The sequence below is a fragment of the Pseudomonas sp. R3-56 genome, from assembly GCF_051132075.1.
GTDB lineage: Bacteria > Pseudomonadota > Gammaproteobacteria > Pseudomonadales > Pseudomonadaceae > Aquipseudomonas.
In genome coordinates this window covers 23555-49402 of sequence record NZ_CP071657.1, presented here as the reverse complement: position 1 = coordinate 49402, position 25848 = coordinate 23555, and the positions used below count along the sequence as shown (strand labels likewise).

The 25848-nt window shown below is 60.4% G+C and carries 24 protein-coding genes; 12 read left to right on the top strand and 12 right to left on the bottom strand.

Annotated features, from left to right (window positions below; genetic code table 11):
* The 7 genes from J3P96_RS00225 to J3P96_RS00195 all read right to left on the bottom strand — a co-directional run bounded on the left by J3P96_RS00225 (window position 1) and on the right by J3P96_RS00195 (window position 7251).
* Window positions 1-1614: an EAL domain-containing protein gene (locus J3P96_RS00225; protein WP_434658363.1), complete on the bottom strand. Its 1614-nt coding sequence runs from the start codon at window positions 1612-1614 to the stop codon at window positions 1-3.
* A gap of 75 nt (window positions 1615-1689) precedes the next feature.
* Window positions 1690-2469, bottom strand: coding sequence for an N-acetylmuramoyl-L-alanine amidase (locus tag J3P96_RS00220; RefSeq protein ID WP_434654568.1), 780 nt, complete (start codon window positions 2467-2469; stop codon window positions 1690-1692).
* Between the two features lie 97 nt (window positions 2470-2566).
* Window positions 2567-4585 (bottom strand): diguanylate cyclase, encoded by a 2019-nt coding sequence (locus J3P96_RS00215; RefSeq protein ID WP_434654565.1) that lies wholly within the window; start codon window positions 4583-4585, stop codon window positions 2567-2569.
* Window positions 4582-5460 carry an endonuclease/exonuclease/phosphatase family protein gene (locus tag J3P96_RS00210; RefSeq protein ID WP_434654563.1) on the bottom strand — a complete coding sequence of 293 codons (879 nt, stop codon included), beginning with the start codon at window positions 5458-5460 and terminating at the stop codon, window positions 4582-4584. Before J3P96_RS00210 ends, J3P96_RS00215 begins: the two co-directional genes overlap by 4 nt.
* 15 nt (window positions 5461-5475) lie before the next feature.
* Entirely contained in the window at window positions 5476-6117 is a 642-nt protein-coding gene (dsbA, locus tag J3P96_RS00205; RefSeq protein WP_434654560.1) for a thiol:disulfide interchange protein DsbA, read from the bottom strand.
* A gap of 186 nt (window positions 6118-6303) precedes the next feature.
* Window positions 6304-6915 carry a c-type cytochrome gene (locus J3P96_RS00200; protein ID WP_305497775.1) on the bottom strand — a complete coding sequence of 204 codons (612 nt, stop codon included), beginning with the start codon at window positions 6913-6915 and terminating at the stop codon, window positions 6304-6306.
* Window positions 6916-6960: 45 nt separating this feature from the next.
* Window positions 6961-7251, bottom strand: a complete 291-nt coding sequence (locus J3P96_RS00195) for a c-type cytochrome (RefSeq protein ID WP_030138991.1) — start codon at window positions 7249-7251, stop codon at window positions 6961-6963.
* A gap of 191 nt (window positions 7252-7442) precedes the next feature.
* Here J3P96_RS00195 and yihA point away from each other — a divergent pair, with 191 nt between their 5' ends.
* Window positions 7443-8084, top strand: coding sequence for a ribosome biogenesis GTP-binding protein YihA/YsxC (gene yihA / locus J3P96_RS00190; RefSeq protein ID WP_025211089.1), 642 nt, complete (start codon window positions 7443-7445; stop codon window positions 8082-8084).
* 433 nt (window positions 8085-8517) lie between these two features.
* Here yihA and polA read toward each other — a convergent pair whose 3' ends face one another.
* Window positions 8518-11286 carry a DNA polymerase I gene (gene polA, locus J3P96_RS00185; protein ID WP_434654558.1) on the bottom strand — a complete coding sequence of 923 codons (2769 nt, stop codon included), beginning with the start codon at window positions 11284-11286 and terminating at the stop codon, window positions 8518-8520.
* Between the two features lie 74 nt (window positions 11287-11360).
* Here polA and J3P96_RS00180 point away from each other — a divergent pair, with 74 nt between their 5' ends.
* Both J3P96_RS00180 and J3P96_RS00175 read left to right on the top strand, forming a co-directional pair.
* On the top strand, window positions 11361-11648 hold the full coding sequence (locus tag J3P96_RS00180; protein WP_434570746.1) for a DUF2782 domain-containing protein: 288 nt from the start codon (window positions 11361-11363) through the stop codon (window positions 11646-11648).
* Window positions 11649-11707: 59 nt separating this feature from the next.
* Window positions 11708-12658, top strand: coding sequence for a homoserine kinase (locus J3P96_RS00175; RefSeq protein ID WP_434654554.1), 951 nt, complete (start codon window positions 11708-11710; stop codon window positions 12656-12658).
* A 172-nt stretch (window positions 12659-12830) separates the two neighbouring features.
* Here the strand turns inward: J3P96_RS00175 and znuA are convergent, their stop codons facing one another.
* Window positions 12831-13763: a zinc ABC transporter substrate-binding protein ZnuA gene (gene znuA, locus J3P96_RS00170; protein WP_434654551.1), complete on the bottom strand. Its 933-nt coding sequence runs from the start codon at window positions 13761-13763 to the stop codon at window positions 12831-12833.
* Window positions 13764-13829: 66 nt separating this feature from the next.
* Between znuA and zur the strand changes: the two genes are divergently transcribed.
* From zur to J3P96_RS00150, 4 genes are read left to right on the top strand one after another with little or no spacing between them, the layout of a single operon-like run.
* Window positions 13830-14312 (top strand): zinc uptake transcriptional repressor Zur, encoded by a 483-nt coding sequence (gene zur / locus J3P96_RS00165; protein ID WP_053126886.1) that lies wholly within the window; start codon window positions 13830-13832, stop codon window positions 14310-14312.
* Window positions 14312-15094 carry a zinc ABC transporter ATP-binding protein ZnuC gene (znuC, locus tag J3P96_RS00160; RefSeq protein ID WP_434570740.1) on the top strand — a complete coding sequence of 261 codons (783 nt, stop codon included), beginning with the start codon at window positions 14312-14314 and terminating at the stop codon, window positions 15092-15094. The genes zur and znuC overlap by 1 nt, the downstream gene beginning before the upstream one ends.
* Complete coding sequence (gene znuB / locus J3P96_RS00155; protein WP_249876777.1) at window positions 15087-15875, top strand: zinc ABC transporter permease subunit ZnuB; 789 nt, start codon at window positions 15087-15089, stop codon at window positions 15873-15875. Before znuC ends, znuB begins: the two co-directional genes overlap by 8 nt.
* A 37-nt stretch (window positions 15876-15912) precedes the next feature.
* Window positions 15913-16626, top strand: coding sequence for a PA5502 family lipoprotein (locus J3P96_RS00150; RefSeq protein WP_434654547.1), 714 nt, complete (start codon window positions 15913-15915; stop codon window positions 16624-16626).
* A gap of 116 nt (window positions 16627-16742) precedes the next feature.
* On the opposite strand, the gene katE is transcribed toward J3P96_RS00150, so the two are convergent.
* Window positions 16743-18878: a catalase HPII gene (katE, locus tag J3P96_RS00145; RefSeq protein ID WP_434654544.1), complete on the bottom strand. Its 2136-nt coding sequence runs from the start codon at window positions 18876-18878 to the stop codon at window positions 16743-16745.
* A 266-nt stretch (window positions 18879-19144) separates the two neighbouring features.
* Here katE and J3P96_RS00140 point away from each other — a divergent pair, with 266 nt between their 5' ends.
* From J3P96_RS00140 to J3P96_RS00130, 3 genes are all read left to right on the top strand, one after another.
* Window positions 19145-20152, top strand: a complete 1008-nt coding sequence (locus J3P96_RS00140; protein ID WP_434570734.1) for a methionine ABC transporter ATP-binding protein — start codon at window positions 19145-19147, stop codon at window positions 20150-20152.
* The gene (locus J3P96_RS00135) at window positions 20152-20814 is read left to right on the top strand and encodes a methionine ABC transporter permease (RefSeq protein ID WP_434654541.1); all 663 of its coding nucleotides are present in this window, start codon (window positions 20152-20154) and stop codon (window positions 20812-20814) included. Before J3P96_RS00140 ends, J3P96_RS00135 begins: the two co-directional genes overlap by 1 nt.
* 78 nt (window positions 20815-20892) lie before the next feature.
* Window positions 20893-21663 (top strand): MetQ/NlpA family ABC transporter substrate-binding protein, encoded by a 771-nt coding sequence (locus tag J3P96_RS00130; RefSeq protein WP_434654538.1) that lies wholly within the window; start codon window positions 20893-20895, stop codon window positions 21661-21663.
* Between the two features lie 77 nt (window positions 21664-21740).
* On the opposite strand, the gene J3P96_RS00125 is transcribed toward J3P96_RS00130, so the two are convergent.
* The gene (locus J3P96_RS00125; RefSeq protein WP_434654536.1) at window positions 21741-22508 is read right to left on the bottom strand and encodes a sulfite exporter TauE/SafE family protein; all 768 of its coding nucleotides are present in this window, start codon (window positions 22506-22508) and stop codon (window positions 21741-21743) included.
* Between the two features lie 592 nt (window positions 22509-23100).
* Here J3P96_RS00125 and J3P96_RS00120 point away from each other — a divergent pair.
* Window positions 23101-23475 (top strand): lysozyme inhibitor LprI family protein, encoded by a 375-nt coding sequence (locus tag J3P96_RS00120; RefSeq protein ID WP_305497763.1) that lies wholly within the window; start codon window positions 23101-23103, stop codon window positions 23473-23475.
* A 140-nt stretch (window positions 23476-23615) separates the two neighbouring features.
* Here J3P96_RS00120 and J3P96_RS00115 read toward each other — a convergent pair whose 3' ends face one another.
* Window positions 23616-23903 (bottom strand): DUF6124 family protein, encoded by a 288-nt coding sequence (locus J3P96_RS00115; RefSeq protein WP_434626912.1) that lies wholly within the window; start codon window positions 23901-23903, stop codon window positions 23616-23618.
* Window positions 23904-24563: 660 nt separating this feature from the next.
* Here J3P96_RS00115 and J3P96_RS00110 point away from each other — a divergent pair.
* Window positions 24564-25691, top strand: a complete 1128-nt coding sequence (locus tag J3P96_RS00110) for a diguanylate cyclase (RefSeq protein WP_434654533.1) — start codon at window positions 24564-24566, stop codon at window positions 25689-25691.
* The last annotated feature ends 157 nt before the right edge of the window (window positions 25692-25848 follow it).

Sequence of the window (25848 nt, the reverse complement as noted above, 5' to 3'; positions counted from 1 at the left end):
TCAGGCTTCGTCGTCCAGGCGGCGTCCAAGCAGGCGCCGCCCGCGTGTAATCAATTCGATAAGCTGCACCGCGCTGAGCGCATGGGCGAACAACCAGCCCTGGCCGAACTTCACGCCTTCACTGCTCAGGTAGGACGCCTGGGCCTCATGCTCGATGCCTTCGGCGATCACCTTGAGTTCCAGGGCGTGGGCCATGCGGATGATGTGCGGGGCCACACCACTGCTGGCGGCGTCATGACCCAGCGCATCGATGAAGGCCTTGTCGATTTTCAGGCAATCAACCGGCAGCGTTTGCAGATAGGCGAGGCTGCAATAGCCGGTGCCGAAGTCATCGATCAGCACCTGATGCCCGACATCGCGCAGCGACTGCAAATTATCCCTCGCAACCAGCACATCAACCAGCCCGCGCTCGGTCACTTCAAAGGCTATCTGGCGCGCCGACACCCGATGCAGCGCCAGCAAGCGGGCAATCACCTCGCCGATGCGCGGCACCATCACGTCACACGCCGCCAGGTTCACCGAGATATACAGGTGCGGGTTGGCCCGCAACAGCTGGCCCAACTGGTCGAACAGCCGCTGCAGGACGAAATCGGTGATCTGGCGTATCTGCCCGGTATTTTCCGCCATCGGGATGAACAGGTCCGGACTGGTCAGCGTGCCGTCCGGCCGCCGCCAGCGCAGCAGCGCTTCGGCACCGACGCAGTTGCGGCTGTGCAGATCGAAGATCGGCTGGTACAAGACCTGCAATTCACCCCGCCGGATAGCCCCGTGCAACTCGGCATCCATGGACTGGCGCTGGCGCACCAGCAGGAAGACCTGGAAGCCGATCCCCAGCCCCAGCATCAGGCTGATGGGCAACATCCACCAGGCATTGGCCGGAATGCGCAGACCGTTGCGCGGTGCAATGAGCACCAATTGGTACTCCGGATTGTCGGTCGGCATCCGATAGATCAGCCGAGTCTGGGTCACTTGCAGAGACTGTTGGCTTTTCAGTGGCCAAGGCTCTGTCGGAGGCCAACGCTGCGCGCTGCCCAGCACCGGAATCGCCCGCTCGCCATGGTCCAGGACCACCAGCAAGCTGCTGCCGGGCGGCAGGTCGACCACATCGGTCAGGTGCCCGCGGGACGTGGCGACACGGAAATTGCCGCGCCCCAACATCAACGCCGCGCGATTTTCGTCGGGCTCGGTGGTGGTGTTGAGCCAGTAGCTGTAGGCCGGGCCGCGCAGATCGGGCGGACGAACCAACGACATACCGCTCTGACGCGGTCGATTCGAGCAGACACCGTTGGCATCGAGATAAGCCGCCTCATAGACAAAGCGGTAGTTGAAGCTCACCTGCTGCAACGTGGCGATCATGTCGTCGTTGCAGCCGCGCAGCGGTTGCGCCTGCAAATCGTCGAGACTCTCGCGCAACTGCCCGAAAAGCTGTTCCAGCCGCTGCAGGAAACGCTCGCCCTGGGCATTCATCTGCTCGCTTTCACGCTGCTGGATCTGCTGCATCACTACAAACAGGCTCCCGGCCAACAGCAGCACCGTACTCAGGGCAGCCGCCATCATCGCCAGAAAAATAGGGCGATGGAGCCAACTCTGCAGGGTTTCGCGTGCAGCCGTCATCATCGGTAATCCGAAAGTTACCAATGAGTTATAGCTGCTGTTTTGGATTCGGCCCGATCAGTCGGACGAGCGTCATTATTTTGTCTGGTTAAGCACCTGCAAAATCGCCGCACTTTGGGCGTCCGGCGCGCCGTCGAAACGGCCTGGCCGGTAGCGCATCTGGAAGGCGGCCAATACCTGATGCGTGGCGACGTCCCACTCGCCGGTCCGTGGCGTCGGGTAGCCAAGGCGGGCCAGTTCAGCCTGGAACCAGCTGGCGCTGGGCAGTTGTCCCGCATAAGCCGTCTGCTGACGCGCGACAGCCCCTTCGTCCGGCCAGACACCCAGGCCCGCTTGCGCCAGGCGTTTCCAGGGAAACAGCGGCCCGGGATCCAGCTTACGCATGGGGGCAATGTCGCTGTGGCCAATGATATTGACCGGGTTGATCCCGTTACGGCGGGTGATGTCCTTGAGCAGAACAATCAACGATTGCACCTGGGCTTCGCTGTAGGGGTACCAGCGCCGTCCTTCAGGCGTGTCGACATAGCCCTGATTGACGATTTCGATGCCGATGGAGCTGGAGTTGAGCCAGGTTCGGCCCTGCCATTCGCTTTCCCCAGCATGCCAGGCGCGCCGGCTTTCATCCACCAGTTGGTAGATGGTGGCGTCCTTATCGTCGCCGATCAGGTAATGGGCGCTGACTTCGCCATGGGTCAGCAGGGCCAGGGAGCGCTCCAGGGAGGCGGAGGTGTAATGAACCACGACAAACTGGATGCGGCTGTCGTGGTTGACGGAAGGATGGCTGGTATCGAGCCGAGGGCCGCTGGCGCATCCGGCCAGGGCAATCAACGAAAGAATGATCGGGAAAAATTTCATGGCGAGGACATGCCCGAAGAAAATAATGCAACAGTGTAACGTATCGCCCAGTAATGATCCGACCGGTAATTGGATATTACAAAAAGGAAGTTGCGCCTTAGCCCAACTCCACGCGGTTGCGTCCCGCGCTTTTAGCCCGATATAGCGCCTGATCGGCTCTTTTCAACACCAGATCGCTGTGCTCGCCCGGCTTGAACGCCGTCATGCCCATGGATACCGTGACCGTGACCGGCTCGCCCTTGAAGTGGAACGGACAGGCTTCGATGGCGGCGCGCAAGGCCTCGGCCAGCTTGGCGCCTGCGGCCAGCGACGTATCGGGCACCAGCAGGACAAATTCCTCACCACCAAAACGGGCAATGAAATCACTGCCGCGCACGCGCTTGCGCAGTACCGAGGCAATCAGCTTGAGCACTCGGTCACCGGCCAGATGACCGTAGTTGTCGTTGATCCGCTTGAAATGATCGAGGTCGAGCATGGCGATCAACAGACTGTTGCCGTGCCGCTGCCACTGCTCGACCTCATGTTCGAGACGCTCGGTCCAGGCGGCGCGGTTGGGCAGCCCGGTGAGCGGATCGATGAGCGCTTTTTGCCGTTGCTCTTCCAGGTTCTCGCGGACAATCAGAGCGTCCTGTTCCATCAGCGCAACGCGCTCGGCGAGACTCTTCAGACGCGCCGAAACTTCCTTCTCACGCTGGTCACGCTGCTTCTGATGCTGGTCCATCGTGCCGATCAGGCCTTCGAGATGATTCTCCAGTACTTGCTTGAGGCCCTCCAGGTCGTCGGCTTGCTGCACGCTGCTCTGCAAGCCATCCACCTGCTCGCGAATCTGGTTGTTCATTTCCCTGGAGGCGGACAAGTTATCGGCGTGGTCCTCGCTGGCGGCCTGCAACGTGCTCTGGAATGATTCCAGTCGATCGTTGAGTCGCTGCAGATACGCTTCGAATTCATGCTGGCCACTGTCAGTGATCGCCAGCATGAGGACCGCCAGATCGTCGAGGATCGGCAGTAACTCGTACCAGTTCAAGCCGTTTCGCAGGCGCTCGCGCATGGCCTCGGCTTGCGGGCGGTGGCGCTCGGGCAGCGTCAGGTCGCCCAGCAGGCCGAGCAAGGTGTCTTCGATATGCCTGGCGACCGAACTGTAGGAGGGTTCCGGGGAGTCGGGCAGGGCGTAGTGGGCCTCATCGGGATCGGCGGATGCCTCAGGCGCCACAGGTTCGGCGGGTTCCGCAGGGGCGATCGGTGCCTCGTCGAGCGGCGGTTCACCCGGCGTCAGTTCGTCGGGATTGTCGAGCGCCGGTACCGGTTCGGCGGGCTCAGGGTCGATCGGTGCGGGCTCGGCGGTCGGCTGGGCAACAGAGGCAACCGATGTTGGCAAGGACGCCGGGGCAGGCTCGTCGACCGGAGCATGGGACTCAACCGGCGCTGGCGGCGCATCCGCTGTGGGGGCGTGCTCCGCGAGCGGTTCAGGTACAGGTGCAGGTGCAGCGGAGGGCGCTTCGGCTGTCGGCTCGGCAGGAGCCGAAATAACCGCCTTCGGCTCAGGCGTGGCGCCGGGTTGGGCAGGCTCGGGCGACGGTAGCGGCTCTTCATGGCCATGGCCGCCGAACAATCGTTGCAGCAGGCCCGGACGGCTCGGCTCGTCGGGCGTGTCCAGCGCGCCCAGCGCCTTGCCCTGCAGGCTGCTCAGCTCGCTGAGCAGCAACGGGATTTCCCGGGCCTGGCCAACCCGGGTCTCCAGTTGCTTGGAAAATTTCTTCAGGGGCCGGCTGACGTCCTTCGGCAGCGGCAGCTTTTGCAACTGGGCGACCAGGGCGGTCAGCGCGGCGCTCATCTGTTCCACCCGGGTCTCGCGGCGCTGCTCGGAATCGAGTACGGCTTTTTCCAGGCGCGGCAGCAGGGCGGCGAGGGCGGCGTCCATGTCATCGGTGCGCACCACTTCGCGCATCTCTTTCATGCACTGGTCTACCGCGCGATCGGTGCCTTCGGCGGCCAGGGTGCTGCGCACCAGGCCACGACGCAGCAAGTCGAGCCGGGCGTCCCAGCGACGCTCAAGCTTTTCCTGTTGCTCGATGCTCTTGAGGTATTTCTCTCTCCAGCGTTCGGCGTCGTCGCTCATTCATCGGATCCGCTAGGGGCAGGACTCAGCGCGGGAAACGCATCGGCCGTGAGCGAACCCGGCAAACGTATTTCGACCGCGACCGGCAGGTGGTCGGAAATAGGCTGGGCCAACACTTCGAACCGTTCGAGGGCCAAGGTTGGGCTCAGCAGGATATGGTCCAGGCAGCGCTGGGGGCGCCAGCTGGGAAACGTGGCTTCCAGTTGCGGGGCGAGCAGGCCAAGGTCGCGCAGCGGTGAGGTCTGCAACAGGTCATTGGCATGGGTATTCATGTCGCCCATCAGGATTTGATGCTTGTAGCCGCCAATCAACTCACGAATGTAGGCCAGTTGCATGGTTCGGGTCCGAGCCCCGAGAGCCAGGTGCATCATCACCACTACCAGCGCCTCCGGACCTTCGCCGAAACGCGCCAGGATCGCTCCGCGCCCCTTGGGGCCCGGCAACGGGTGATCCTCGATCGCCCAGGGCCGCAGACGACTCAGCACGCCATTGCTGTGCTGGCCGAGACGGCCGAGGTTGCGATTGAGTTGCTGGTACCAATAAGGAAACGCGCCCAGCTGGGCAAGATGCTCGACCTGATTGACGTAGCCGGAGCGCAGGCTGCCGCCGTCGGCTTCCTGCAAAGCGACCAGGTCGAAATCCTTCAACAGGTCGCCGATCTTCTGCAGGTTGCCGGCTCGCCCGGTGTGGGGCAGCAAGTGTTGCCAGCCCCGAGTCAGATAGTGCCGGTAGCGCTCGGTGCTGATGCCCACCTGGATGTTGAAGCTGAGCAACCGCAGGCGATTGTCGGCGGGCAGGCCCGTGGACGTGACGTGATGCTCATTGACCCGCGGCTCATGCAGGCCAACGATGCGTTCAGTACTCCAGCGGGCCATCGACGAGGGCCGCGCTTAGTTGGCGGCAGCCTTGGTGGCCGCCCGCTCTTTGGCGATCAGATCGTCGGCCAGTTTCAACGCTTGTTCGGCGCCGCCGGCGGAACCGATGTCAAAGCGGTATTTGCCGTTGACGACCATGGTCGGTACGCCGGTGATTTCGTATTTTTTCGCCAGCTCGCGGGCCTTGACGATCTGGCCTTTGATAGCGAAGGAGTCAAAAGTCGCCAGGAACTTGTCCTTGTCGACGCCTTGGGTGGCAAGGAAGTCGGCCATGTCGTTCTTGTCGGTCAATTTTTTGTGTTGTTTCTGGATTGCATCGAACACCGCTGCGTGAACCTTGTGCTCGACGCCCATGGATTCGAGGGTCAGGAACATCTGCCCGTGGGCGTCCCATGGGCCGCCAAACATAGCCGGGATGCGCACGAAGTTCACATCCGAAGGCAGCTTTTCAACCCATGGGTTGATGACCGGCTCAAAGGCATAGCAATGCGGGCAACCGTACCAGAACAGCTCCACGACCTCGATCTTGCCAGGCACCGCCACCGGAACAGGGTTGGTCAATTCGACATAAGGGGCAGCGGGCTTTTCAGCCGCTTGGGCAGTCACGCCGAACAGGCTGGCGGCGACGAGCGCGGCGCTGATGATCAGATTACGCATGCTTTACTCCTGGACAATGAGGTGGCCTCGCGGGGCGTGTTTTTCAGACAGGCCGCCACGGGTTCAGTTTCGCTAGTGTAACGGCAGCGGCCACAAAAAAGGGCGGCCAAAGCCACCCTTTTGATGTTTGCACCGACAGATTAATCGGGCGTTAACGTTGCAAGAGGTTTCCCCCCTGCAGCGGCCTCAATGCAGGCCCTGGATGTAGCTGGAGACTGCCGCGATATCTTCGTCGCTCAGCTTGCGGGCGATGGTGCGCATGGTCATCGCGTCGCCGTCGTTGGCACGACCGCCTTCTTCCTTGCGGAAATCGGTCAGCTGCTTGGTGATGTACTGGGCGTGCTGGCCACCCAGATGCGGGAAGCCGGCGGCGGCGTTGCCCTTGCCGTCAGGCGAATGGCAGCCGGTGCAGGCTGGCAGGCCCTTGGCCAGGTTGCCGCCACGGAACAGCGCCTCGCCCCGTGCCACGAGTTTTGGATCAGCGGCGCCGACGCTGCCTTTCTGGCTGGCGAAGTAGGCCGCGATGTCCGCCAGGTCTTGATCGCTCAGGTTGTTCAGCAGGCCGGTCATTTCCAGCACGACACGCTTGCCGTCCTTGATTTCCTTCAACTGCTTGACCAGGTAACGCTCGCCCTGGCCCGCCAGTTTCGGAAAGTTGGGCGCCATGCTGTTGCCATCCGGACCGTGGCAGGCCCCGCACACGGCGGCTTTCGCCTGGCCTGCGGCAGCATCGCCTGCGGCGTGGGCTACACCGGATATCCCCAAGGTCAACAGCAGACTCACGATCAGTTTGTTCATCAGCTAATCCAACTACGGCTAAGGGTTAAGAGTTATGGACCGGGCTTACTCGCTCATCCACTGGATGATGGCTTGGTAATCCTCGGCACTGCAGTCCATGCACAAACCACGCGGCGGCATCGCCTTGAAACCCTGGGTCACGTGTTGCACCAGCGTCCCCATGCCTTTCGCCAACCTCGGCGTCCAGGCTTCGCGGTCACCCTTGCGGGGCGCCGTGGGTAGTTGGCCGGAATGACAGGCACCACAAACACGGTTGTACACAGCTTCCGGATCCTGTGTAGCCTGAGCGCTGTAAAGCGGCATCAAGACACCGGCAGCTAGCAGCCATTTCGTCATAAAACGACCTTTTCAGGGTTGAGAGCGAGCTGCGTTCTAGTGCGCAATTTCGGTCGGTCGCTCCCGTGAACTTCATCCTACGCTGGGACAAAGCGCACACAAAATCTGCGGCATTATATACTGGCGTCACTGAAACGGAAACGACACAGCTTGCCGCGTCCATTCCCGACGCCGCCCACATCGGAAATCCCATGCAACTGAAAAACCCCATCCTCGGCCTGTGCCAACAGTCCACCTTCATGCTCAGCGCCGCCAAAGTCGATCAATGCCCTGACGACGAAGGCTTCGAAGTGGCCTTTGCCGGGCGTTCCAATGCCGGTAAATCCAGCGCGCTGAACACCCTGACCCATGCCAGCCTCGCACGCACCTCGAAAACCCCGGGCCGCACGCAACTCTTGAACTTCTTCAAGCTAGACGATGAACGCCGTTTGGTCGACCTGCCCGGTTATGGCTACGCAAAAGTGCCGATCCCGCTCAAGCAACATTGGCAGCGCCACCTGGAAGCCTATCTGGGCAGTCGCGAGAGTTTGAAAGGTCTGATCCTGATGATGGACATCCGCCATCCAATGACCGACTTCGACCTGCTGATGCTCGATTGGGCCGTTGCCAGCGGTATGCCGATGCACATCCTGTTGACCAAGGCCGACAAGCTCACCTACGGGGCCGCGAAAAACACCCTGCTCAAAGTGCAATCGGAAATTCGCAAGGGCTGGGGCGACACGATCACCATCCAGCTGTTCTCCGCGCCCAAGCGCATGGGTCTGGAAGAAGCCTACACGGTGCTGGCGGACTGGATGGAATTGGCGGACAAGGGCAGCGAAGCGGCCGAGTAGGCCAAATCGCAGGCAAAAAAAACCCCGGACTTCGTATGGGGAGGGGGAAGTTCGGGGTCCAAGTTCCGGACCGCTAGGGCGGGGTCCAGATATCTGCCAACACTTAACACAACATAGGAGCATGAAGGGCTTCACCAGCCATTCAGAATCTCTGAGTAGCAATTCACGGGTTTAGTTCAGATTATTTTTGGTAATAACCGTAGGAATTTTCAGAGCTAACCATGCCCTACCTGGAGTTTCGCTCATTCAATGTGGAATGGGTTGGCTGGGCTGACACCGACTCCCCGTGGCGAGGGAGCTTGCTCCCGCTGGCCTGCGCAGCAGGCCCCTGCATTGCTTCGGGCAGACCGAATCGGCCGGTTTGCGGCTGCTGCGCAGCCGAGCGGGAGCAAGCTCCCTCGCCACAAGAGCCCTAAGCCTCAGGACGTGGGAATCAGTGCGCCTCGTCCCAGTTATTGCCCACGCCCACCTCCACCAGCAGCGGCACGTCCAACGTGGCGGCGGCGCTCATGTGCTGGCGGATGTCCGCGCTCACCTGGTCGACCAGGTCTTCACGCACCTCCAGCACCAATTCGTCGTGTACCTGCAGGATGACCTTCGCATCCAGCCCTGACGTCGCCAGCCAGCCATCGACGGCCACCATGGCTTTCTTGATGATATCGGCGGCCGTACCCTGCATCGGCGCGTTGATCGCGGTGCGCTCGGCGCCTTTGCGCAGGGCAGGGTTTTTCGCATTGATGTCCGGCAGGTATAACCGGCGCCCGAAGATGGTCTCGACAAAGCCTTGCTCGGCGGCCTGGGCGCGGGTGCGCTCCATGTACTCCAAGACCCCCGGGTAACGCGCGAAGTAGCGGTCGATGTAAGCCTGGGACTGCTTGCGATCGACGCCGATTTGCTTGGCGAGGCCGAACGCGCTCATGCCATAGATCAAGCCGAAGTTGATCGCCTTGGCGCTACGGCGCTGGTCATGGCTGACGGCGTCCAGCTCGACCCCGAATACCTCCGCAGCGGTGGCGCGGTGCACGTCCAGGTCGTTGCGAAACGCATGGAGCAGCCCTGCGTCCTTGGCCAGGTGGGCCATGATCCGCAGTTCGATCTGCGAGTAGTCCGCTGCCAGCAGCTTGTAGCCTTTCGGCGCGACAAATGCCTGGCGAATCCGCCGCCCTTCGGCGGTACGGATCGGGATGTTCTGCAGGTTCGGGTCAATGGATGAAAGACGTCCGGTGGCGGCCACAGCCTGTTGATAAGACGTATGAATGCGCCCGGTGCGGCTGTTGATCTGCTCCGGCAGGCGATCGGTGTAGGTGCTCTTGAGCTTGCTCAGCGAGCGGTACTGCATCAGCACCTTGGGCAGCGGATAATCCTGCTCGGCCAGTTCGGCGAGCACTGCTTCGGCAGTCGAGGCCTGGCCCTTGGCGGTTTTGCTGAGCACCGGCAAACCGAGTTTTTCGTAAAGGATCACGCCCAATTGCTTCGGTGAGCCGAGGTTGAATTCCTCACCGGCGATGGCAAATGCCTCACGCTCCAGTGCCACCAGCTTCTCGCCCAGCTCGACACTCTGGGCGCCCAGCAGGTTGGCATCGACCAACGCCCCTTGGCGCTCGATACGCGCCAGGACCGGCATCAACGGCATTTCGATCTCATTGAGCACCTTGCCCAGGCTTGGCGTGACGGCGAGTTTTTCCTGCAAGGCCTGGTGCAGGCGGAAGGTCACGTCAGCATCCTCAGCGGCGTATGGGCCGGCAAGTTCGAGGGATATCTGATCGAAACTCAGCTGCTTGACGCCTTTGCCGGCAATGTCCTGGATATCGGTCTTGCTTTGCCCAAGGTATTTCAGCGCCAGGCTGTCCATGTCGTGACGAGTCGCCGTGGAATCGAGCACATAGGATTCAAGCATGGTGTCGAAAGCGATGCCCTGCACCAGGATGCCGTTGCTCTGATCACCATCGATAGCGCAATTGGCCAGGATGTTGATTTCAAACTTGGCGTGCTGGCCGACCTTGAGTTTGTCCGGGTTTTCCAGCAACGGCTTGAGCGCCTTGAGCACGGTGTCCCGGTCCAGTTGCTCCGGCACGCCCATGTAGGAATGCGTCAGCGGCAGGTAAGCCGCTTCAAACGGCGCAACCGCGAATGACAACCCCACCAGTTGCGAGTGTTGGGCGTCGCCACCGTTGGTTTGCGTGACCAGGGAAAACAGCGGCGCCCTTTCAAGCTTGGCCAGCCAGGCGTCGAAGCTCGCCTGGTCGAGGATAAGGTCATACCGCTTCTCGACGCCCGCCGCCGGCTCATCAGCGACCTCAACGATTTCCTGCCCGGCACGCTTGGCGTCGCGCTGGTTTTCTTCGAACCAGCTCTTGAATTCCAGCAGGGTGTACAGCTCGGCGAGCTTTTCGTGATCCGGCGTGCCCATCTGCAGGTCGTCGAGGCCGATATCCAGGGGAACGTCAGTCTTGATAGTCGCCAACTCGTAGGAAAGAAACGCCATTTCCTTGTGCTCTTCCAGCTTGGCGGCCAAGGTCTTGGCACCGCGAATCGGCAGCGTGGCCACGATGTCCAGTTGCGCATACAGCTCGGTCAGGCCACCGTTGACGCCCACCAGCAGGCCGGATGCGGTCTTCGGCCCGATGCCCGGAACGCCCGGGATGTTGTCGGACGAATCGCCCATCAATGCCAGATAATCGATGATCTGCTCCGGAGCGACGCCAAACTTCTCCTTCACGCCAGCCACGTCCAGTGAGCTACCGGTCATCGTGTTGACCAAGGTAATGTGCCCATCGACCAGCTGCGCCATGTCCTTGTCGCCGGTGGAAATCACCACCGGGCGGTCGGCCGCGGCGCTGCTGCGGGCCAGGGTGCCGATCACGTCGTCGGCTTCGACGTTGTCCACGCACAACAAGGGGAAGCCAAGGGCCTTTACGCTGGCGTGCAGCGGCTCGATCTGCACGCGCATGTCGTCGGGCATGCTCGGGCGATTGGCCTTGTATTCGGCGTACAACGCATCGCGAAACGTCCCACCCTTCGCGTCGAAGACCACCGCGAACGGGCTGTCCGGATACTGCTTGCGCAGGCTCTTGAGCATGTTCAGCACGCCCTTGACCGCACCGGTCGGCAGGCCTTTGGACGTGGTCAGCGGTGGCAGCGCATGAAAGGCGCGGTACAGATAAGAAGAACCGTCCACCAGGACGAGGGGGGCTTGGCTCATGAGCAGGATCAACCTTTTCGGCGGGTCCGGGGCTAGAATAGCGGGACCGTTGACGACAAAGGGACAAGGTTATCATGCGTACACTAAATCGCCTGTTACTGGCTGGCTTGTTTGCATTCACACCGTTGGCCGTCATGGCGGCGGATGACGCTCCTTCGGCGGACCCGGATGTCACCATCCGCACCGAAGGCGACAGAACCATTCAGGAATATCGGCAAAACGGCTTCCTGTACGCGATCAAGGTCACGCCCAAGAACGGCAAGCCTTATTTCCTGGTACGCGCCGACGGTAGCGATGGCAATTTCATACGTTCGGACCAGCCGGATATGCTGATCCCCTCGTGGAAAATCTTTGAGTGGTGATACCGCTCGCGACTTCAACCGGCGCCCGCTGAAGGGCGCCCGTACTGGCAGTTCTAACCATGTCTGTGTTCACGCCCCTGGCTCGGCCCGAGCTGGAAATCTTTCTCGCCCCTTACGGGCTCGGCCGCCTGCTTGATTTCCAGGGGATCGCCGCCGGCAGCGAAAACACCAATTTTTTCATCAGCCTGGAACAGGGCGAGTTCGTCTTGACGCTGGTCGAGCGCGGCCCGGTGCAGGAGATGCCGTTCTTCATCGAACTGCTGGACGTGCTGCACGGCGCCAATTTGCCGGTGCCTTACGCCTTGCGCACCACCGAGGGGATCGCACTGAGGGAACTGGCCGGCAAACCGGCGCTGCTGCAACCGCGCCTGGCCGGCAAGCACGTCAAGCAGGCCAACGCCCAGCATTGCGCCCAGGTCGGTGAATTGCTTGCGCACCTGCACCTGGCGACCCGCGACAACATGATCAAGCGCAAGACCGACCGTGGCCTGGACTGGATGCAGGAGGAGGGCGCCAAGCTGTTGTCGCACCTCGACGCCGATGCCCGTCGGTTGCTGGAGGCGGCGCTGGACGAAATCACCGAGCAGAAAATCGGCATCCTCGCGCTGCCCCGCGCCAACATCCATGCCGACCTGTTCCGCGACAACGCGATGTTCGAAGGCACCCACCTGACCGGGTTGATCGACTTCTACAACGCCTGTTCCGGGCCGATGCTGTATGACGTCGCCATTGCACTGAACGACTGGTGTTCGGATGACGAAGGCATGCTCGATGGCCAGCGGGCGCGGGCGTTGCTTGGCGCTTATGCGGCGCTGCGGCCGTTCACATCCGCCGAGGCGCAACTATGGCCGACCATGCTGCGCGTGGCATGCGTGCGGTTCTGGCTGTCGCGGCTGATTGCCGCCGAATCGTTCGCCGGGCAGGATGTGTTGATTCATGATCCGAAAGAATTTCAGCGGCGGCTGGCGCAGCGGCAGAAGGTCAGCACGCTGTTGCCGTTCGCTCTCTAGCAACCAGCGGACCTGAATGCCTTTGTGGCGAGGGGATTTATCCCCGCTGGGCTGCGCAGCAGCCCCTTGCTTTCTATTGACGGACCGTGGCGGCTGATATTTTTTGGGGGCCGCTTCGCGCCCCAGCGGGGATAAATCCCCTCGCCACAGGTTCGGCGCTCGGCGATGGGTGTTACAACGACTCCAGGCACCCCGCCAGATCATTCCCTAACTTTTCCAGCAATTGCTCATACCCTTGCGCCGTCGCCGGGGTGTAGCCGCCCAGGGCATCCAGTTCGGCCAGCTTCACCGGCAGCCCGGCCACCAGCGTCTCGGCCAGGCGCGGACGCAGCGGCGGTTCGCTGAAAACGCAGGTCTTGCCCACCGCCTGCAAGCGCGTGCGCATCGCCGCCACGTGCTGGGCACCGGGCTGGACCTCGGCGGCCACGGCGAAAACCCCGGCATGCTTGAGGCCGTAGTTGTCCTCGAAATAGTCGAACGCTTCGTGGAACACGAAATACGGCTTGCCTGCGACCCCGGCCAGACGCGCCTTGAGGCGTGCGTCCAACGCATCGAGGCGCTTGTTGAAAGCCTTGAGGTTGCTGTCATAGCGGGCCGCGTTCGCCGGATCCGCCGCGCTCAGGTCGGCAGCCATTTTGGCGGCGATCACCCGGGCGTTCAGCGGCGACAGCCACAAGTGGGCATCCACGGTGCCGGGACGATGGTCGTGGTCATGTTCGTCGGCATGCTTCTCGTCCTCGTCCTCGTGGGACGCGCTGTCCTGGGCGAAATGACGCAACTTGAGCCCCGGCAGATCCTGCACGGCGACGGAAGGCTGCGTACGACCATTCAATACACGTGGCAGGAAACCTTCCATGTCTGGGCCGATCCAGTAAAGCAGGTCCACCGACTGCACCTTCCGTACGTCGGATGGCCGCAACGCATAGTGGTGAGGCGAGGCACCAGGGGGCAACAGCACTTCCGGAACGGCCACGCCGTCCTGCACCGCGGCGGCAATCAGTTGCAGCGGCTTGATGCTGGTTAGTACCTTGACGTCGGCCCGGGCCGGGCCAATCAGCAGAAATGTTGCGACAAAAGCGACAAAGAGCGAAAAAATTCGGGACACGATGACCACTCGAAGAGGCGAGAACGGGTAACATAATAACGTCTCTCACTAAACTCGTCGCTGCCCATGCCCATTACCCCCCTTGCCAGTCGTCCCCATGATCACTCCCATTGCGTGCACAGCGCGCTGTCCGAGGCCGATGCCATTTGCGCGCGCCAGGGCCTGCGGCTGACCGCCTTGCGTCGGCGAGTGCTGGAGCTGGTCTGGCAAAGCCACAAGCCGCTGGGTGCCTACGACATCCTCGCGGTACTCAGCGAGCAGGACGGCCGCCGTGCCGCGCCGCCGACAGTCTACCGGGCGCTGGATTTCCTGCTGGAAAACGGCTTGGTACATCGCATTTCTTCGCTGAACGCCTTCGTTGGCTGCAACCATCCGGAGCACGCCCACCAAGGCCAGTTCCTGATCTGCCGCGAATGTCATGCGGCCATCGAGCTGGAACAGAAGTCCATCAGCGACGCGATCGTTGCCAGTGCCAAGGACGTCGGCTTCGTGGTCGACACCCAGACCGTCGAAGTGGTCGGCCTGTGCTCCGGTTGCCAGGGGGCCTGATGAGCAACGCGTTGATCCGCCTCGAACAGGTGGCCGTGACGTTCGCCGGGCAGAGCGTGCTGGACAACATTCACCTGAGCGTCGAACCGGGGCAGATCGTCACCCTGATCGGCCCCAACGGCGCCGGCAAGACCACCCTCGTGCGCGCCGTGCTGGGCCTGCTCAAGCCGGACAGCGGCAGCGTCTGGCGCAAGCCCCGGCTGCGTGTCGGCTACATGCCGCAGAAACTCCACGTCGACCCGACCTTGCCGCTGTCCGTGCTGCGCTTTCTGCGCCTGGTGCCGGGCGTCGACCGCGAGCGAGCCTTGGCGGCACTGAAGGAAGTCGGTGCCGAGCACGTGATCGACAGCCCGGTGCAGAGTGTGTCCGGCGGCGAGATGCAGCGTGTATTGCTGGCCCGCGCCCTGTTGCGCGAACCCGAGCTGCTGGTGCTCGACGAGCCCGTGCAAGGCGTCGATGTGGCGGGACAGGCCGAGCTTTACAGCTTGATCACCCGCCTGCGCGACCGCCACGGCTGCGGGGTATTGATGGTATCGCACGACCTTCACCTGGTGATGAGCACCACCGACCAGGTGGTCTGTCTCAACCGTCACGTCTGCTGCTCCGGGCATCCCGAGCAAGTCAGTGGCGATCCGGCCTTTGTCGAGTTGTTCGGAAAAAACGCACAAAGCCTGGCGATTTATCACCACCATCATGACCATTCCCATGACCTGCACGGTTCGGTGGTCAGCGCTCCTTCTGCTTCCACTCATGTTCATGGAGACGGCTGCAAGCATGGCTGATTTTCTGTTGTACGCCCTGCTTGCAGGTTTGGCGCTAGCGCTGGTGGCCGGCCCCTTGGGCTCGTTCGTGGTCTGGCGGCGCATGGCCTATTTCGGCGACACCTTGTCCCACGCGGCGCTGCTCGGCGTGGCCATGGGGTTTCTGCTGGACGTCAGCCCCGCCATCGCGGTGACCGTGGGTTGCCTGCTGCTCGCAGTGGTGCTGGTGACTTTGCAACAGCGCCAGCCGCTGGCGTCCGACACCCTGCTGGGCATCCTGGCTCCCAGCACGCTGTCCCTCGGGCTGGTGGTGCTCAGCTTCATGCGCGACGTGCGGATCGATCTGATGGCCTATCTGTTCGGCGATCTGCTGGCGATCAGTCCGATGGACCTGGCCTGGATCCTCGGCGGTAGCGCGGCGGTATTGCTGTTGCTCGTGGCGCTGTGGCGTCCGTTGCTGGCGGTTACCGTCCATGAGGAACTGGCACGGGTCGAGGGCCTGCCCGTGGTGGGCCTGCGATTGGCGCTGATGCTGTTGATCGCAGTGGTGATTGCCGTGGCGATGAAGATCGTTGGTGTATTGCTGATTACTTCATTGCTGATCATTCCGGCGGCTGCGGCACAGCGTCACGCCCGCTCACCGGAGCAGATGGCCTTGGGCGCAAGCCTGCTGGGCATGCTCGCGGTGTGTGGCGGGCTGGCGCTGTCGTGGTTCAAGGACACTCCGGCCGGACCGTCGATCGTGGTCAGCGCGGCGGCGTTGTTTCTGCTGAGTTTTGTCCTGCCCCGTCGAGGGGTGTAGACTTGCTCGCTTTTTGCGCAATTAGAGAGTCGCAGGAATGAAGCCGTTCGCCTCCCGTTATCTGCTCCTTGTCGCGTTTTCCCTGCTGCTGGGCGCCTGCCAGAGCACGCCGCCGACCGTCGAAACCCCGGATACCCGGGGCCCGGCCATCGCGCAGCTCGAACAGAGCCTGGCCAGCAATGAACTGGCCACCGCAGAAGGCCAGTTGGCCGCGTTGCAAGCCCAGACGCCTGAAGATCCGTCGCTGGAGCCTTACCAGCGGCAACTGGCCGAGGCGTACTTGCGCCGCAGCCAGATCGACCTGCAAAAAGGCGATGTAAACGCGGCCGCCACCGCCCTGAGCCGGGCTCGCGCGCTGATGCCAAAAGCGCCGGCACTTACCGGCGAAGTGAACAGTGCGATCGCCCAGGCCCGCAAGGCCGAGCTGGAAAAAGCCGAAGCTGCTCTTCAGGCCGCCGAAGCCAAGCCGGTTGCAAGGGTGATCGACCCGAGTGCGCAGAGCACCACGGTTGCGCTGAATATCGGCGATATCCAAAAAATGCGTCATCAATTGGACGCCATCGCCGCCGATGTGGTGAATTATCAGTGCGACGTCAGCATCCAGGCCCCGCGCACCGATGATTACCCGTGGTTGGCGACATTGCTGACCAAGCGGGTCAAGAAACTTGATCCCGGGTTTGATCTGAAACTGCAGAAGCAGATTTTGCGCAGCGTGCCGGCGCAAGTGGTTCTGACCCCGCGTAAGCTCTGAAAGCTTCGCGAGCAGGCTCGCTCCCACATGGGTGTTGTGATCGACACATATCCCTGTGGGAGCGAGCCTGCTCGCGAAGGCGTCCTACCAGCAAATAATCCCTTTCAGACAACCCATCAAGCCGGAACCGCCTTGGCCTTAGGCTCCCTCGCCCATACCCGATGCTGGGCAATCGCGTCAAAAAACGCCTGGAACTTGCCCGCATCAGCGTCGGGAATCAGCCCCGCATCCGCCTCCAGCTTCAACAACACCAGCAACTGTCGCGCTTCGCCATGCAGCGCGATGGCCTTCAGGTGCTTGTAGGCCTCCAACAGGTAATGCAACGCCACGCCATCGGCGCTCAGCGCCTTGATCGACTCCACCCCGCCCGGCACGAACACCGCGTCAAAGGCAATCGACGGCAAGCCTTCCATGGATGCATCCACCGGCAGCGTTTGCCCAGCAGCGGTGGTCACCGGCGCGGAGGTTGGACCGAGGATTTTCGCGTGGGCCCCTTCGGCTTCCAGTGCCTGCTTGAGCGCATCGATGATTGTCCCCTCGACGCCATTGGCCACCAGCACCGCGACCTTGCGGGTCTTGATATCGCCGGACAGCAGATTGGCCTGGCTCAACGCCGGGGACTGCTCCAGGGAAGGCGTCGGAACATCCACCGTTCCGGCAGTGGGAGCCGGTAAGCCGAGGTTCTTCGCAACTCGCCCGGCCAGTTCCAGATCGATGTTGGCGAGGATCTCGTTCACCTGCCGCGCCCTGATGAACTCGCGTTCCACTTTGCCCAGTTCGAAGCTGTACGCCGCGATGATGTGCTCTTGCTCGTGGGGGCTCATGCTCTTGTAGAACAACCGCGCCTGGGAGAAATGATCGCCGAACGAATCGCTGCGCTGGCGGATCTTGTGGGCGTCGATGCGCTCCGGATAACTTTCGAAACCACCATCCTGCGGACCGGGCGGGGTTTCCTTCGGCCAGCCGCCATCGATGGAGTTCGGCTCGTAGGACGCGCGCCCCTTGTCGATAGTGGTGCGGTGCATGGCATCACGCTGGCCGTTGTGCACCGGGGTGATGGCGCGGTTGATCGGCAACTCGTGAAAGTTCGGCCCACCAAGTCGGCTGATCTGCGTATCGGTGTAGGAAAACAGCCGGCCTTGCAGCAACGGGTCGTTACTGAAATCAATGCCCGGCACGATATGTCCGGGGCAGAAGGCAACCTGCTCGACTTCGGCGAAGAAGTTGTCCGGGTTGCGGTTCAACACCATCTTGCCCAGCGGCGTGATGGGCACCAGCTCTTCGGGGATGATCTTGGTCGGATCGAGCAGGTCGAAGTCGAACTTGTGCTCGTCCTCCTCGGCGACGATCTGTACGCCAAATTCCCATTCGGGGTAGTCGCCCATCTCGATCGACTCCCAGAGATCGCGACGGTGGTAATCAGTGTCCTTGCCCGCGAGCTTCTGGGCTTCGTCCCATACCAGGGAACACGTCCCGGCCTTGGGCCGCCAGTGGAACTTGACGAAGCTGCTGCGGCCTTCGGCGTTGATCATGCGGAAGGTGTGCACGCCGAAACCCTGCATGGAGCGCAGGCTTTTCGGAATTGCCCGGTCGGACATCGCCCAGATCACCATATGAGCCGACTCCGGTACCAGCGAGACAAAGTCCCAGAAGGTGTCGTGGGCCGATCCGCCGGTGGGGATTTCGTTATGGGGCTCGGGTTTCACCGCATGGACGAAATCCGGAAACTTCACCGCGTCCTGGATGAAAAACACCGGCATGTTATTGCCCACCAGATCGAAGTTGCCTTCGTCGGTAAAGAACTTCACCGCAAAGCCGCGCACGTCCCGCACCGTGTCACCGGAACCCCGTGGGCCCTGCACGGTTGAAAAACGTACAAACACTGGGGTCTGTTTACCCGGGTCTTGCAGGAAACCGGCCTTGGTCAGGGCCGCATGCGACTCATAGGCCTGAAAGTAGCCATGGGCACCGGTCCCTCGGGCGTGAACGATGCGCTCAGGAATACGTTCATGGTCAAAATGCGTGATTTTCTCACGCATGATGAAGTCTTCCAGCAACGACGGCCCACGCGGCCCGACGCGGAGGGTGTTCTGGTTATCGGCGATCTTCACGCCCTGGTTGGTGCGCAAGGCCTGTTCGGTGGCATCGGAGCGAAACTGCTCGAGGCTCTCCAGCTTGGCGTTGGTATTGCTGCGATCCAGCGTGTCGGTCCCGGCCATCTGGCTGGGGGCGGCAGGTTTTTTAGTGCTCATCAGGCATGACTCCTCGTTGCGATCCCCGCCGTGGCCAGGACCCGTGAGTTCGATGCGCCAGGCACGGTACCTGGGCATATGTGGAGGTGCCTAATGAGTGACCGATACCGTTTCGCTGTGTTCCTTTTTTATGCCCTTTGATCGCCTTATTGCCAAATCGCTGGTTCAATCTCAAATAAATGCTAAGAACCTCTATACGGACAGGCTAAAATGCGCGCCCGGCTTACCGCTGATCCTTTTCCACCGCGCCCCACAAGGTTCGCTACGTGATCGAGTTTCAAAACGTCCATAAAACCTACCGGGTTGCCGGTAGGGATATCCCCGCGCTGCACCCGACCAGTCTGACCATCCAGAACGGTCAGGTCTTCGGCCTGATCGGCCATTCCGGTGCGGGAAAAAGTACCCTGCTGCGCCTGATCAATCGCCTGGAAGATTCCAGCGGCGGCAAGATCATCGTCGACGGCGAAGAAGTCACCGCCCTGGACGCCAACGGCCTGCGCCGTTTCCGCCAGCAGGTCGGGATGATTTTCCAGCACTTCAATCTGCTGGCGTCCAAGACCGTGGCCGACAACGTGGCCATGCCGCTGACGCTGGCGGGCGAACTGTCCCGCAGCGATATCGACCGTCGCGTTGCCGAATTGCTGGCGCGGGTAGGGCTGTCCGACCACGCCCGCAAATACCCGGCGCAGTTGTCCGGCGGCCAGAAGCAGCGCGTCGGCATCGCCCGCGCACTGGCAACCAAGCCGAAGATCCTGTTGTGCGACGAAGCCACCAGCGCGCTCGACCCACAGACCACCGCCTCGGTGCTGCAACTGCTGGCGGAGATCAACCGTGAGCTGAAGCTGACCATCGTACTGATTACCCATGAGATGGACGTGATCCGGCGTGTCTGCGATGAAGTCGCGGTGATGGACGCCGGCGTGATCGTCGAGCAAGGCCCGGTGGCCGAGGTGTTCCTGCACCCCAAGCATCCGACCACCAAGCGTTTTGTCCAGGAAGACGAGCAGATCGACGAAAGCGAACAGCGCGACGACTTCGCTCACGTCCCAGGGCGCATTGTGCGTCTGACATTCCAGGGCGAAGCGACCTACGCGCCGTTGCTTGGAACCGTCGCTCGCGAAACCGGTGTGGACTACAGCATCCTGGCCGGTCGTATCGACCGCATCAAAGACACCCCCTACGGGCAACTGACCCTCGCCATCACCGGCGGTGACATGGAAGCGGCCTTCGCCCGCTTCACCGCGGCCGATGTCCACATGGAGGTGCTGCGCTGATGGAATTTTTTGCAAACATCGACTGGCTGGAAATCTGGCTGGCAACCGGCGACACCTTCCTGATGCTGTTCGGTTCGCTGCTGTTCACCGTACTGCTCGGCCTGCCGCTGGGCGTGTTGCTGTTTCTCTGCAGCCCGCGCCAATTGCTTGAGGCCCGGGGCCTCTATGCGCTGCTGTCGCTGATGGTGAACATCCTGCGTTCGCTGCCATTCATCATCCTGTTGATCGTGATGATCCCGTTCACGGTGTTGATCACCGGCACGTCGTTGGGCGTGGCCGGCGCGATCCCGCCACTGGTGGTCGGCGCAACGCCATTCTTCGCCCGCCTGGTGGAAACCGCCCTGCGCGAAGTCGATCGCGGCATCATCGAAGCGACCCAGGCCATGGGCGCTACCACGCGACAGATCATCGTCAACGCATTGCTGCCGGAAGCCCGTCCGGGCATTTTCGCAGCGATTACGGTGACAGCGATTACTCTGGTGTCCTACACGGCCATGGCCGGTGTGGTCGGCGCCGGTGGTTTGGGTGACCTGGCGATCCGCTTCGGTTACCAGCGTTTCCAGACCGACGTGATGGTGGTCACGGTGGTGTTGCTGCTGGTGCTGGTGCAGGTGTTGCAAACCGTGGGCGACAAACTGGTTGTGCATTTCTCTAGAAAATAAGGCCTCGTGCCCATAAACCATGAGCCGGCCATTCGCTGGCATGCGCCAAGAGCAGGCGCCTCAAAAGGAGTTAGCTGAATGAAAAAACTACTGGTCGCCTTCGCTGCCGCCGCAGCGTTCTCCGCACACGCCGACACCCTGACCGTCGCGGCCACGCCGGTTCCTCACGCCGAAATTCTCGAGTTCGTCAAACCGGCATTGGCGAAGGAAGGCGTGGACCTCAAGGTCAAGGTCTTCACCGACTACGTCCAGCCCAACGTACAAGTCGCCGAAAAGCGCCTGGACGCCAACTTCTTCCAGCACCAGCCGTACCTGGATGAGTTCAACAAGGCCAAGGGCACGCATCTGGTGAGCGTAGCCGGTGTGCACCTGGAACCCCTGGGCGCGTACTCCAGCAAGTACAAGGCACTTACAGAACTGCCAGGCGGCGCCAATGTCGTGATCCCGAACGATGCTACCAATGGTGGCCGTGCGCTGTTGTTGCTGGCCAAAGCCGGGTTGATCAAGCTCAAGGATTCGAACAACATCCTGTCGACTACCAAAGACATCACCGAAAATTCGAAGGATCTGAAGTTCCGTGAGCTGGAAGCGGCAACCATTCCGCGCGTGCTGACTCAAGTGGATCTGGCATTGATCAATACCAACTATGCGTTGGAGGCCAAGCTTGACCCTTCCAAGGATGCGCTGGTGATCGAAGGCAACGACTCGCCTTATGTGAATATTCTGGTTGCCCGTCCGGACGACAAGGACAGCGAGGCCATGAAGAAGCTGGTTGCAGCGCTGCATACGCCGGAAGTTAAGGCGTTTATTCTGGAGAAATACAAAGGCGCGGTTTTACCGGCGTTTTGAGCTGATCGGGTGTGAAAGACGGGACTGCGTGAAAGCGAGGTCCCGTTTTTTTATCTGAAGGCATTGCGCGCAACCTGTCACAGCCATATGGACAATCCCATTCGGCCAATAAGGAAAACCAATAAAAAGAGAAACAAGATACGAATTAATCCACTCCCATAGCGCAAAGCCAAAAAAGTGCCTGTCAGCGCACCCGCCATATTACACACCGCGACCAGTCCACCAATTACCCACAGCACATGACCTGAAGGAATGAAAAATAGCAGCGCCGCGCTAAACGTTCCCAGATTAACCAGTTTTGCTGAAGCGGATGCATTCAGAAAATCGTAGCCAAAATATTTAACGAAAACAAATAACAAAAAACTACCACTGCCGGGTCCAAAAACTCCGTCATAAAATCCAATTATGCCGCCAAAAAAAACCCCAAGGAGCACTTCTTTGGATCCGCATTGAGCGTCCGAGTGAACAAGCCCCAGATCCTTTTTTGCAAATGTATAAACAGCCATTACCACCAATACAAAAAACACAAAATATTCCATGATCGCCTTCGGAACGAGCGAGACGGAAAAAGCACCCAAAAACGAAAATAAAAAAGCCGAGAGCATGGTTGGAAGCATCAGCTTCCAGACGATCTTTATTCTTTTAACGTAACTAAATATAGAAGAAACATTTCCTGCAAGTACAGCGAGCTTATTAGTTCCAAAAACTGTGCTCAGCGAGTGCTGAGGTAATGCATGAAGTAGAGCGGGTACCTGAACCAAACCTCCGCCCCCTACAGCAGCATCGATCATCCCCCCGCAAAAAGCAAAAAATCCCAACGCGACCATGGCGTATTCAATTTGCATAAAAATCTTCCACTTTAGCCCTCGTGATTTGGTCCGAGTAAAGGTTTAAACATTCCAACTTTCAGGCCAATGTAAGCGTAGACGAACAATAGAAGCCATAGACGAGGCTTACAAGTCGGCGTATTCCGACGTAGTTGTAGGCCAAAGAGCAGAGATGTGTAGCTTGACGGAAGGATTATGCCAGTGGAATAAACAGGGCTTGGTTTCGGCCCATAAAATGAGCCCAGACGGGTTTGCGGTTGGGGCTTGGAATGGGTGATACGGTTTTGTCTGTAGGAACTTTAAGGGGCTGGGTGGGGCTGCTTTGCAGCCCAGCGGGAGCAAGCTCCCTCGCCACGAAGTTTTGACCGGTTTGGGAGTTTTTGTGGATGCTGCGCAACCCGCGCCGGTGTTACTCAGGGCAGTCGCATCGCCGGGGGCGGGAACGACTCTGGCTTTTTTCAGCAATCACATGCTCCCGGACCTCTATCCACATTTGCCCCACTGTTCGGGCCGAATGAACCCTAGGATCCGCTTCATTGTTCTACGACCCTCATGATAAATTCCCCGCCGCGACCTCTAATCAATAGAGGGCATTCAGGGAGAGAAGTGAGTGATCAAGTCTTTGTTGGTTGGGGCATTGCTGGCAATGGCATCAGCATCGGCGTCTGCGATGAGTTGCGATAACCCTAGAAACGCCTATGACAGAACCTATTGCGCGTCGCTGAAAATGGTTCAGTCGGACCAGGAAATCAACGAGCAATACAAGAAGACGATGAGTGCCCTGAACCCGGATCAAAAGAAGAAGGTGAAAGCCGCTCAGATCCAGTGGATCAAGATTCGTGACAACGCCTGTTCCAACGATGGCCTGCTCTACCTGGACTGTGCCAATGAGAAGACCGAGGCGCGTATCGTCATACTCAAGGCTGTCGAGCGCGAGTGCCGCGCTGCCGGTTGCGACGACGCCAAACTGTCGCAAGTCGAGTAACCCGCACACAAAAACCCGACGTAAAGCGTCGGGTTTTTCTTTGGCGGGGTTCGCTCGCTATCGCGGCTCAGCGTTATCCAATGGGCTGCTTCGCAGCCAGCGGGAGCAAGCTCCCTCGCCACGGGGTTGCAGTGTGACGTTTATCTTGGATCAACGTTGTCCAGAACTCGGTTCGCCAGTAATGAGCTCAGCTCGATCAGTTGCTGGACGCCGAGGGCGATGTGGCGGTGGGAGCCTTCCAGATCGAACGCGAGGTTGCTGACCATGGCGTCGGCTGAGGCCAGGGTTTCGCTGAGGTTGGCGAGCAGGCATTCGTTGTCGGTGTCTTGTACGACGGTGAAGAGTTGAGCCGATTGGAGAGCATCTTTCGGTTCTGGTGGCGAGGAGGTGCGGTCCGCCTCAGGCGGATTCGTTGTAGATTTCGACATGAGCTGATACTCCAAGGTTAAGCCACAACCTCTTCCCTACTAAAAGAAGGGTGGCAGCTGTACGCAGGTTAGTAGACCGGGGAGATCAGCATTGCCGGCGCGCCGAAGCGCCCTGCGCACAGCTACCATCAAGTGCAAGGTAGGAATCTACCTTGATGGAGAACTCGTGCATCTTACTGACACAACCTCGAGCTACTAAACCCGACCACTGATGGGCAGTGGCAGGACGACAATAGAACCCGAGGGCAAGGCGCACAAGCCGGCGGATTCTGGCGTAGTTGTAGGTAATGGCGCAAGGATGTGTAGCTTGATGGAAAGATGGCAGAGCGGGAATAAACAGCGCTTCGTTTTCAGCTCCGATCCCTGTGGCGAGGGAGCTTGCTCCCGCTCGGCCGCGCAGCGGTCGCAACCGATCATGCGGTTTGTCTGTAGGAATGCGTCGGCTTGTCTTGGGGCTGCTTTGCAGCCCAGCGGGAGCAAGCTCCCTCGCCACGGGGACGGTTTTAGTCTGGGAAATGGTGGCTTGCTGCGCAACCCCGCGAGGATGAATTCCCTTGCCACGATGCAAAGCTCGTGGGTGCAGGTGTAATTCGGTTGTTTGCGTTGCTGGCAGGGTGCCACAATCGCGTTTTCTAGCGGCTTCACGATCAGGTGGATCACATGGATGGCCCGAGATCTCGCAATGGCATGGACTTTTGCATAGCCGGACAAGTGCGCACTGACCGACTGCAGCAACTGTTTCGCCAATCCGTTTCCGCGGTGTTTGGTAGTTACCTCGCGGCCATCATGTTGTGTTGGCTGTGTTGGGATCGCTTTGAGCACAGCACGGTTGTTTGGTGGCTGGCCATATTAAGCGGATCGACGCTGCTGCGGATCGCGATGTTCGTTGCCTATTTTCGCAGCGACGAGGTTCAGCGCACGCCTCAACGCTGGGAGCGCAGATACTGGGTCTCGCTGGTGTTGTCCGCGAGCATCTGGGGCGGCGGCGCGCTTGTTTTGATGCCACAAGACGATCTCCTCTCGCAAGCTCTCGTCATGCTTTTTACCGTGGGGATGACTGTCAGCGCGGTCTCCTGTTACTCCGCCTACCGGGACATGACACTGGTCTCCATTGGCCTGGTGCTGTTTCCGTGCACGGTCTGGCTGCTGTTCCAACCATCGCCGATTCAAGTCGGCATGGCGCTTTCGATCCTGGTGTTCGCGGCCTTTGCGGCCCGTGCCACCCACAAAATGTCCCAGGCATTGGAAACCGCCTTTCGACTCACCCGCGAGATGGAACAGGCGAACAGCATTTCAACCCGCGCCGCACAAACCGATGAACTGACCGGCCTGAAAAGTCGACGGGCTTTTTTCGAGCATGCCCAGCAGCTTTACGACGAATGCAGAACCAACCGATTGGGGTTGTGCGCGGTCATGTTGGACATGGATCACTTCAAGCACATCAACGATACCTACGGCCATCAAGTCGGCGATCAGGTCCTGCGCCAGATGGGCGTGGTCATCAGCTCGTCGTTTCGGGCCACGGATATCCACGGTCGGCTCGGCGGCGAAGAGTTCGCCATTCTGCTTCCGGATACGTCCATTGACGTCGCTATAGAAATTGCAGAAGGACTTATCCAGAGTATCGCTGGCTTGATGATCGAGCCTGTCCATCGCATCACCGCCAGCCTTGGCGTGGCGTCGATGGAGGCGGGTCACAAGGATCTGCATGGCTTGATGAATAACGCTGATAAGGCGCTGTATCGGGCGAAAGCGCTGGGACGTAACCAGGTTGCCGTCGCTCACTAGGGTGGTTCGTTCAAACCCGTCATCCTGCTTGTGAATTCCCTTTCTCCAAGGGCCCACCATTGCGCTGGCTCGGCCAGTACCCCTGCCACCTTTGTTCTCTTGGCTCACCCCTCAATTCGCGCGGGCTGGCACCGCTGCGTCGCTTAAAAATAAATTT

Coding starts and splice junctions, on each gene's coding strand:
- J3P96_RS00135 (WP_434654541.1), top strand. CDS start 20,152: ATGGAATTTTTTGCAAACATCGACTGGCTGGAAATCTGGCTGGCAACC.
- J3P96_RS00220 (WP_434654568.1), bottom strand. CDS start 2,469: ATGAAATTTTTCCCGATCATTCTTTCGTTGATTGCCCTGGCCGGATGC.
- znuC (WP_434570740.1), top strand. CDS start 14,312: ATGAGCAACGCGTTGATCCGCCTCGAACAGGTGGCCGTGACGTTCGCC.
- dsbA (WP_434654560.1), bottom strand. CDS start 6,117: ATGCGTAATCTGATCATCAGCGCCGCGCTCGTCGCCGCCAGCCTGTTC.
- J3P96_RS00200 (WP_305497775.1), bottom strand. CDS start 6,915: ATGAACAAACTGATCGTGAGTCTGCTGTTGACCTTGGGGATATCCGGT.
- J3P96_RS00195 (WP_030138991.1), bottom strand. CDS start 7,251: ATGACGAAATGGCTGCTAGCTGCCGGTGTCTTGATGCCGCTTTACAGC.
- J3P96_RS00180 (WP_434570746.1), top strand. CDS start 11,361: ATGCGTACACTAAATCGCCTGTTACTGGCTGGCTTGTTTGCATTCACA.
- J3P96_RS00225 (WP_434658363.1), bottom strand. CDS start 1,614: ATGACGGCTGCACGCGAAACCCTGCAGAGTTGGCTCCATCGCCCTATT.
- zur (WP_053126886.1), top strand. CDS start 13,830: ATGCCCATTACCCCCCTTGCCAGTCGTCCCCATGATCACTCCCATTGC.
- J3P96_RS00110 (WP_434654533.1), top strand. CDS start 24,564: ATGGATGGCCCGAGATCTCGCAATGGCATGGACTTTTGCATAGCCGGA.
- yihA (WP_025211089.1), top strand. CDS start 7,443: ATGCAACTGAAAAACCCCATCCTCGGCCTGTGCCAACAGTCCACCTTC.
- J3P96_RS00115 (WP_434626912.1), bottom strand. CDS start 23,903: ATGTCGAAATCTACAACGAATCCGCCTGAGGCGGACCGCACCTCCTCG.
- J3P96_RS00215 (WP_434654565.1), bottom strand. CDS start 4,585: ATGAGCGACGACGCCGAACGCTGGAGAGAGAAATACCTCAAGAGCATC.
- J3P96_RS00150 (WP_434654547.1), top strand. CDS start 15,913: ATGAAGCCGTTCGCCTCCCGTTATCTGCTCCTTGTCGCGTTTTCCCTG.
- J3P96_RS00210 (WP_434654563.1), bottom strand. CDS start 5,460: ATGGCCCGCTGGAGTACTGAACGCATCGTTGGCCTGCATGAGCCGCGG.
- katE (WP_434654544.1), bottom strand. CDS start 18,878: ATGAGCACTAAAAAACCTGCCGCCCCCAGCCAGATGGCCGGGACCGAC.
- J3P96_RS00175 (WP_434654554.1), top strand. CDS start 11,708: ATGTCTGTGTTCACGCCCCTGGCTCGGCCCGAGCTGGAAATCTTTCTC.
- znuB (WP_249876777.1), top strand. CDS start 15,087: ATGGCTGATTTTCTGTTGTACGCCCTGCTTGCAGGTTTGGCGCTAGCG.
- polA (WP_434654558.1), bottom strand. CDS start 11,286: ATGAGCCAAGCCCCCCTCGTCCTGGTGGACGGTTCTTCTTATCTGTAC.
- J3P96_RS00130 (WP_434654538.1), top strand. CDS start 20,893: ATGAAAAAACTACTGGTCGCCTTCGCTGCCGCCGCAGCGTTCTCCGCA.
- J3P96_RS00125 (WP_434654536.1), bottom strand. CDS start 22,508: ATGCAAATTGAATACGCCATGGTCGCGTTGGGATTTTTTGCTTTTTGC.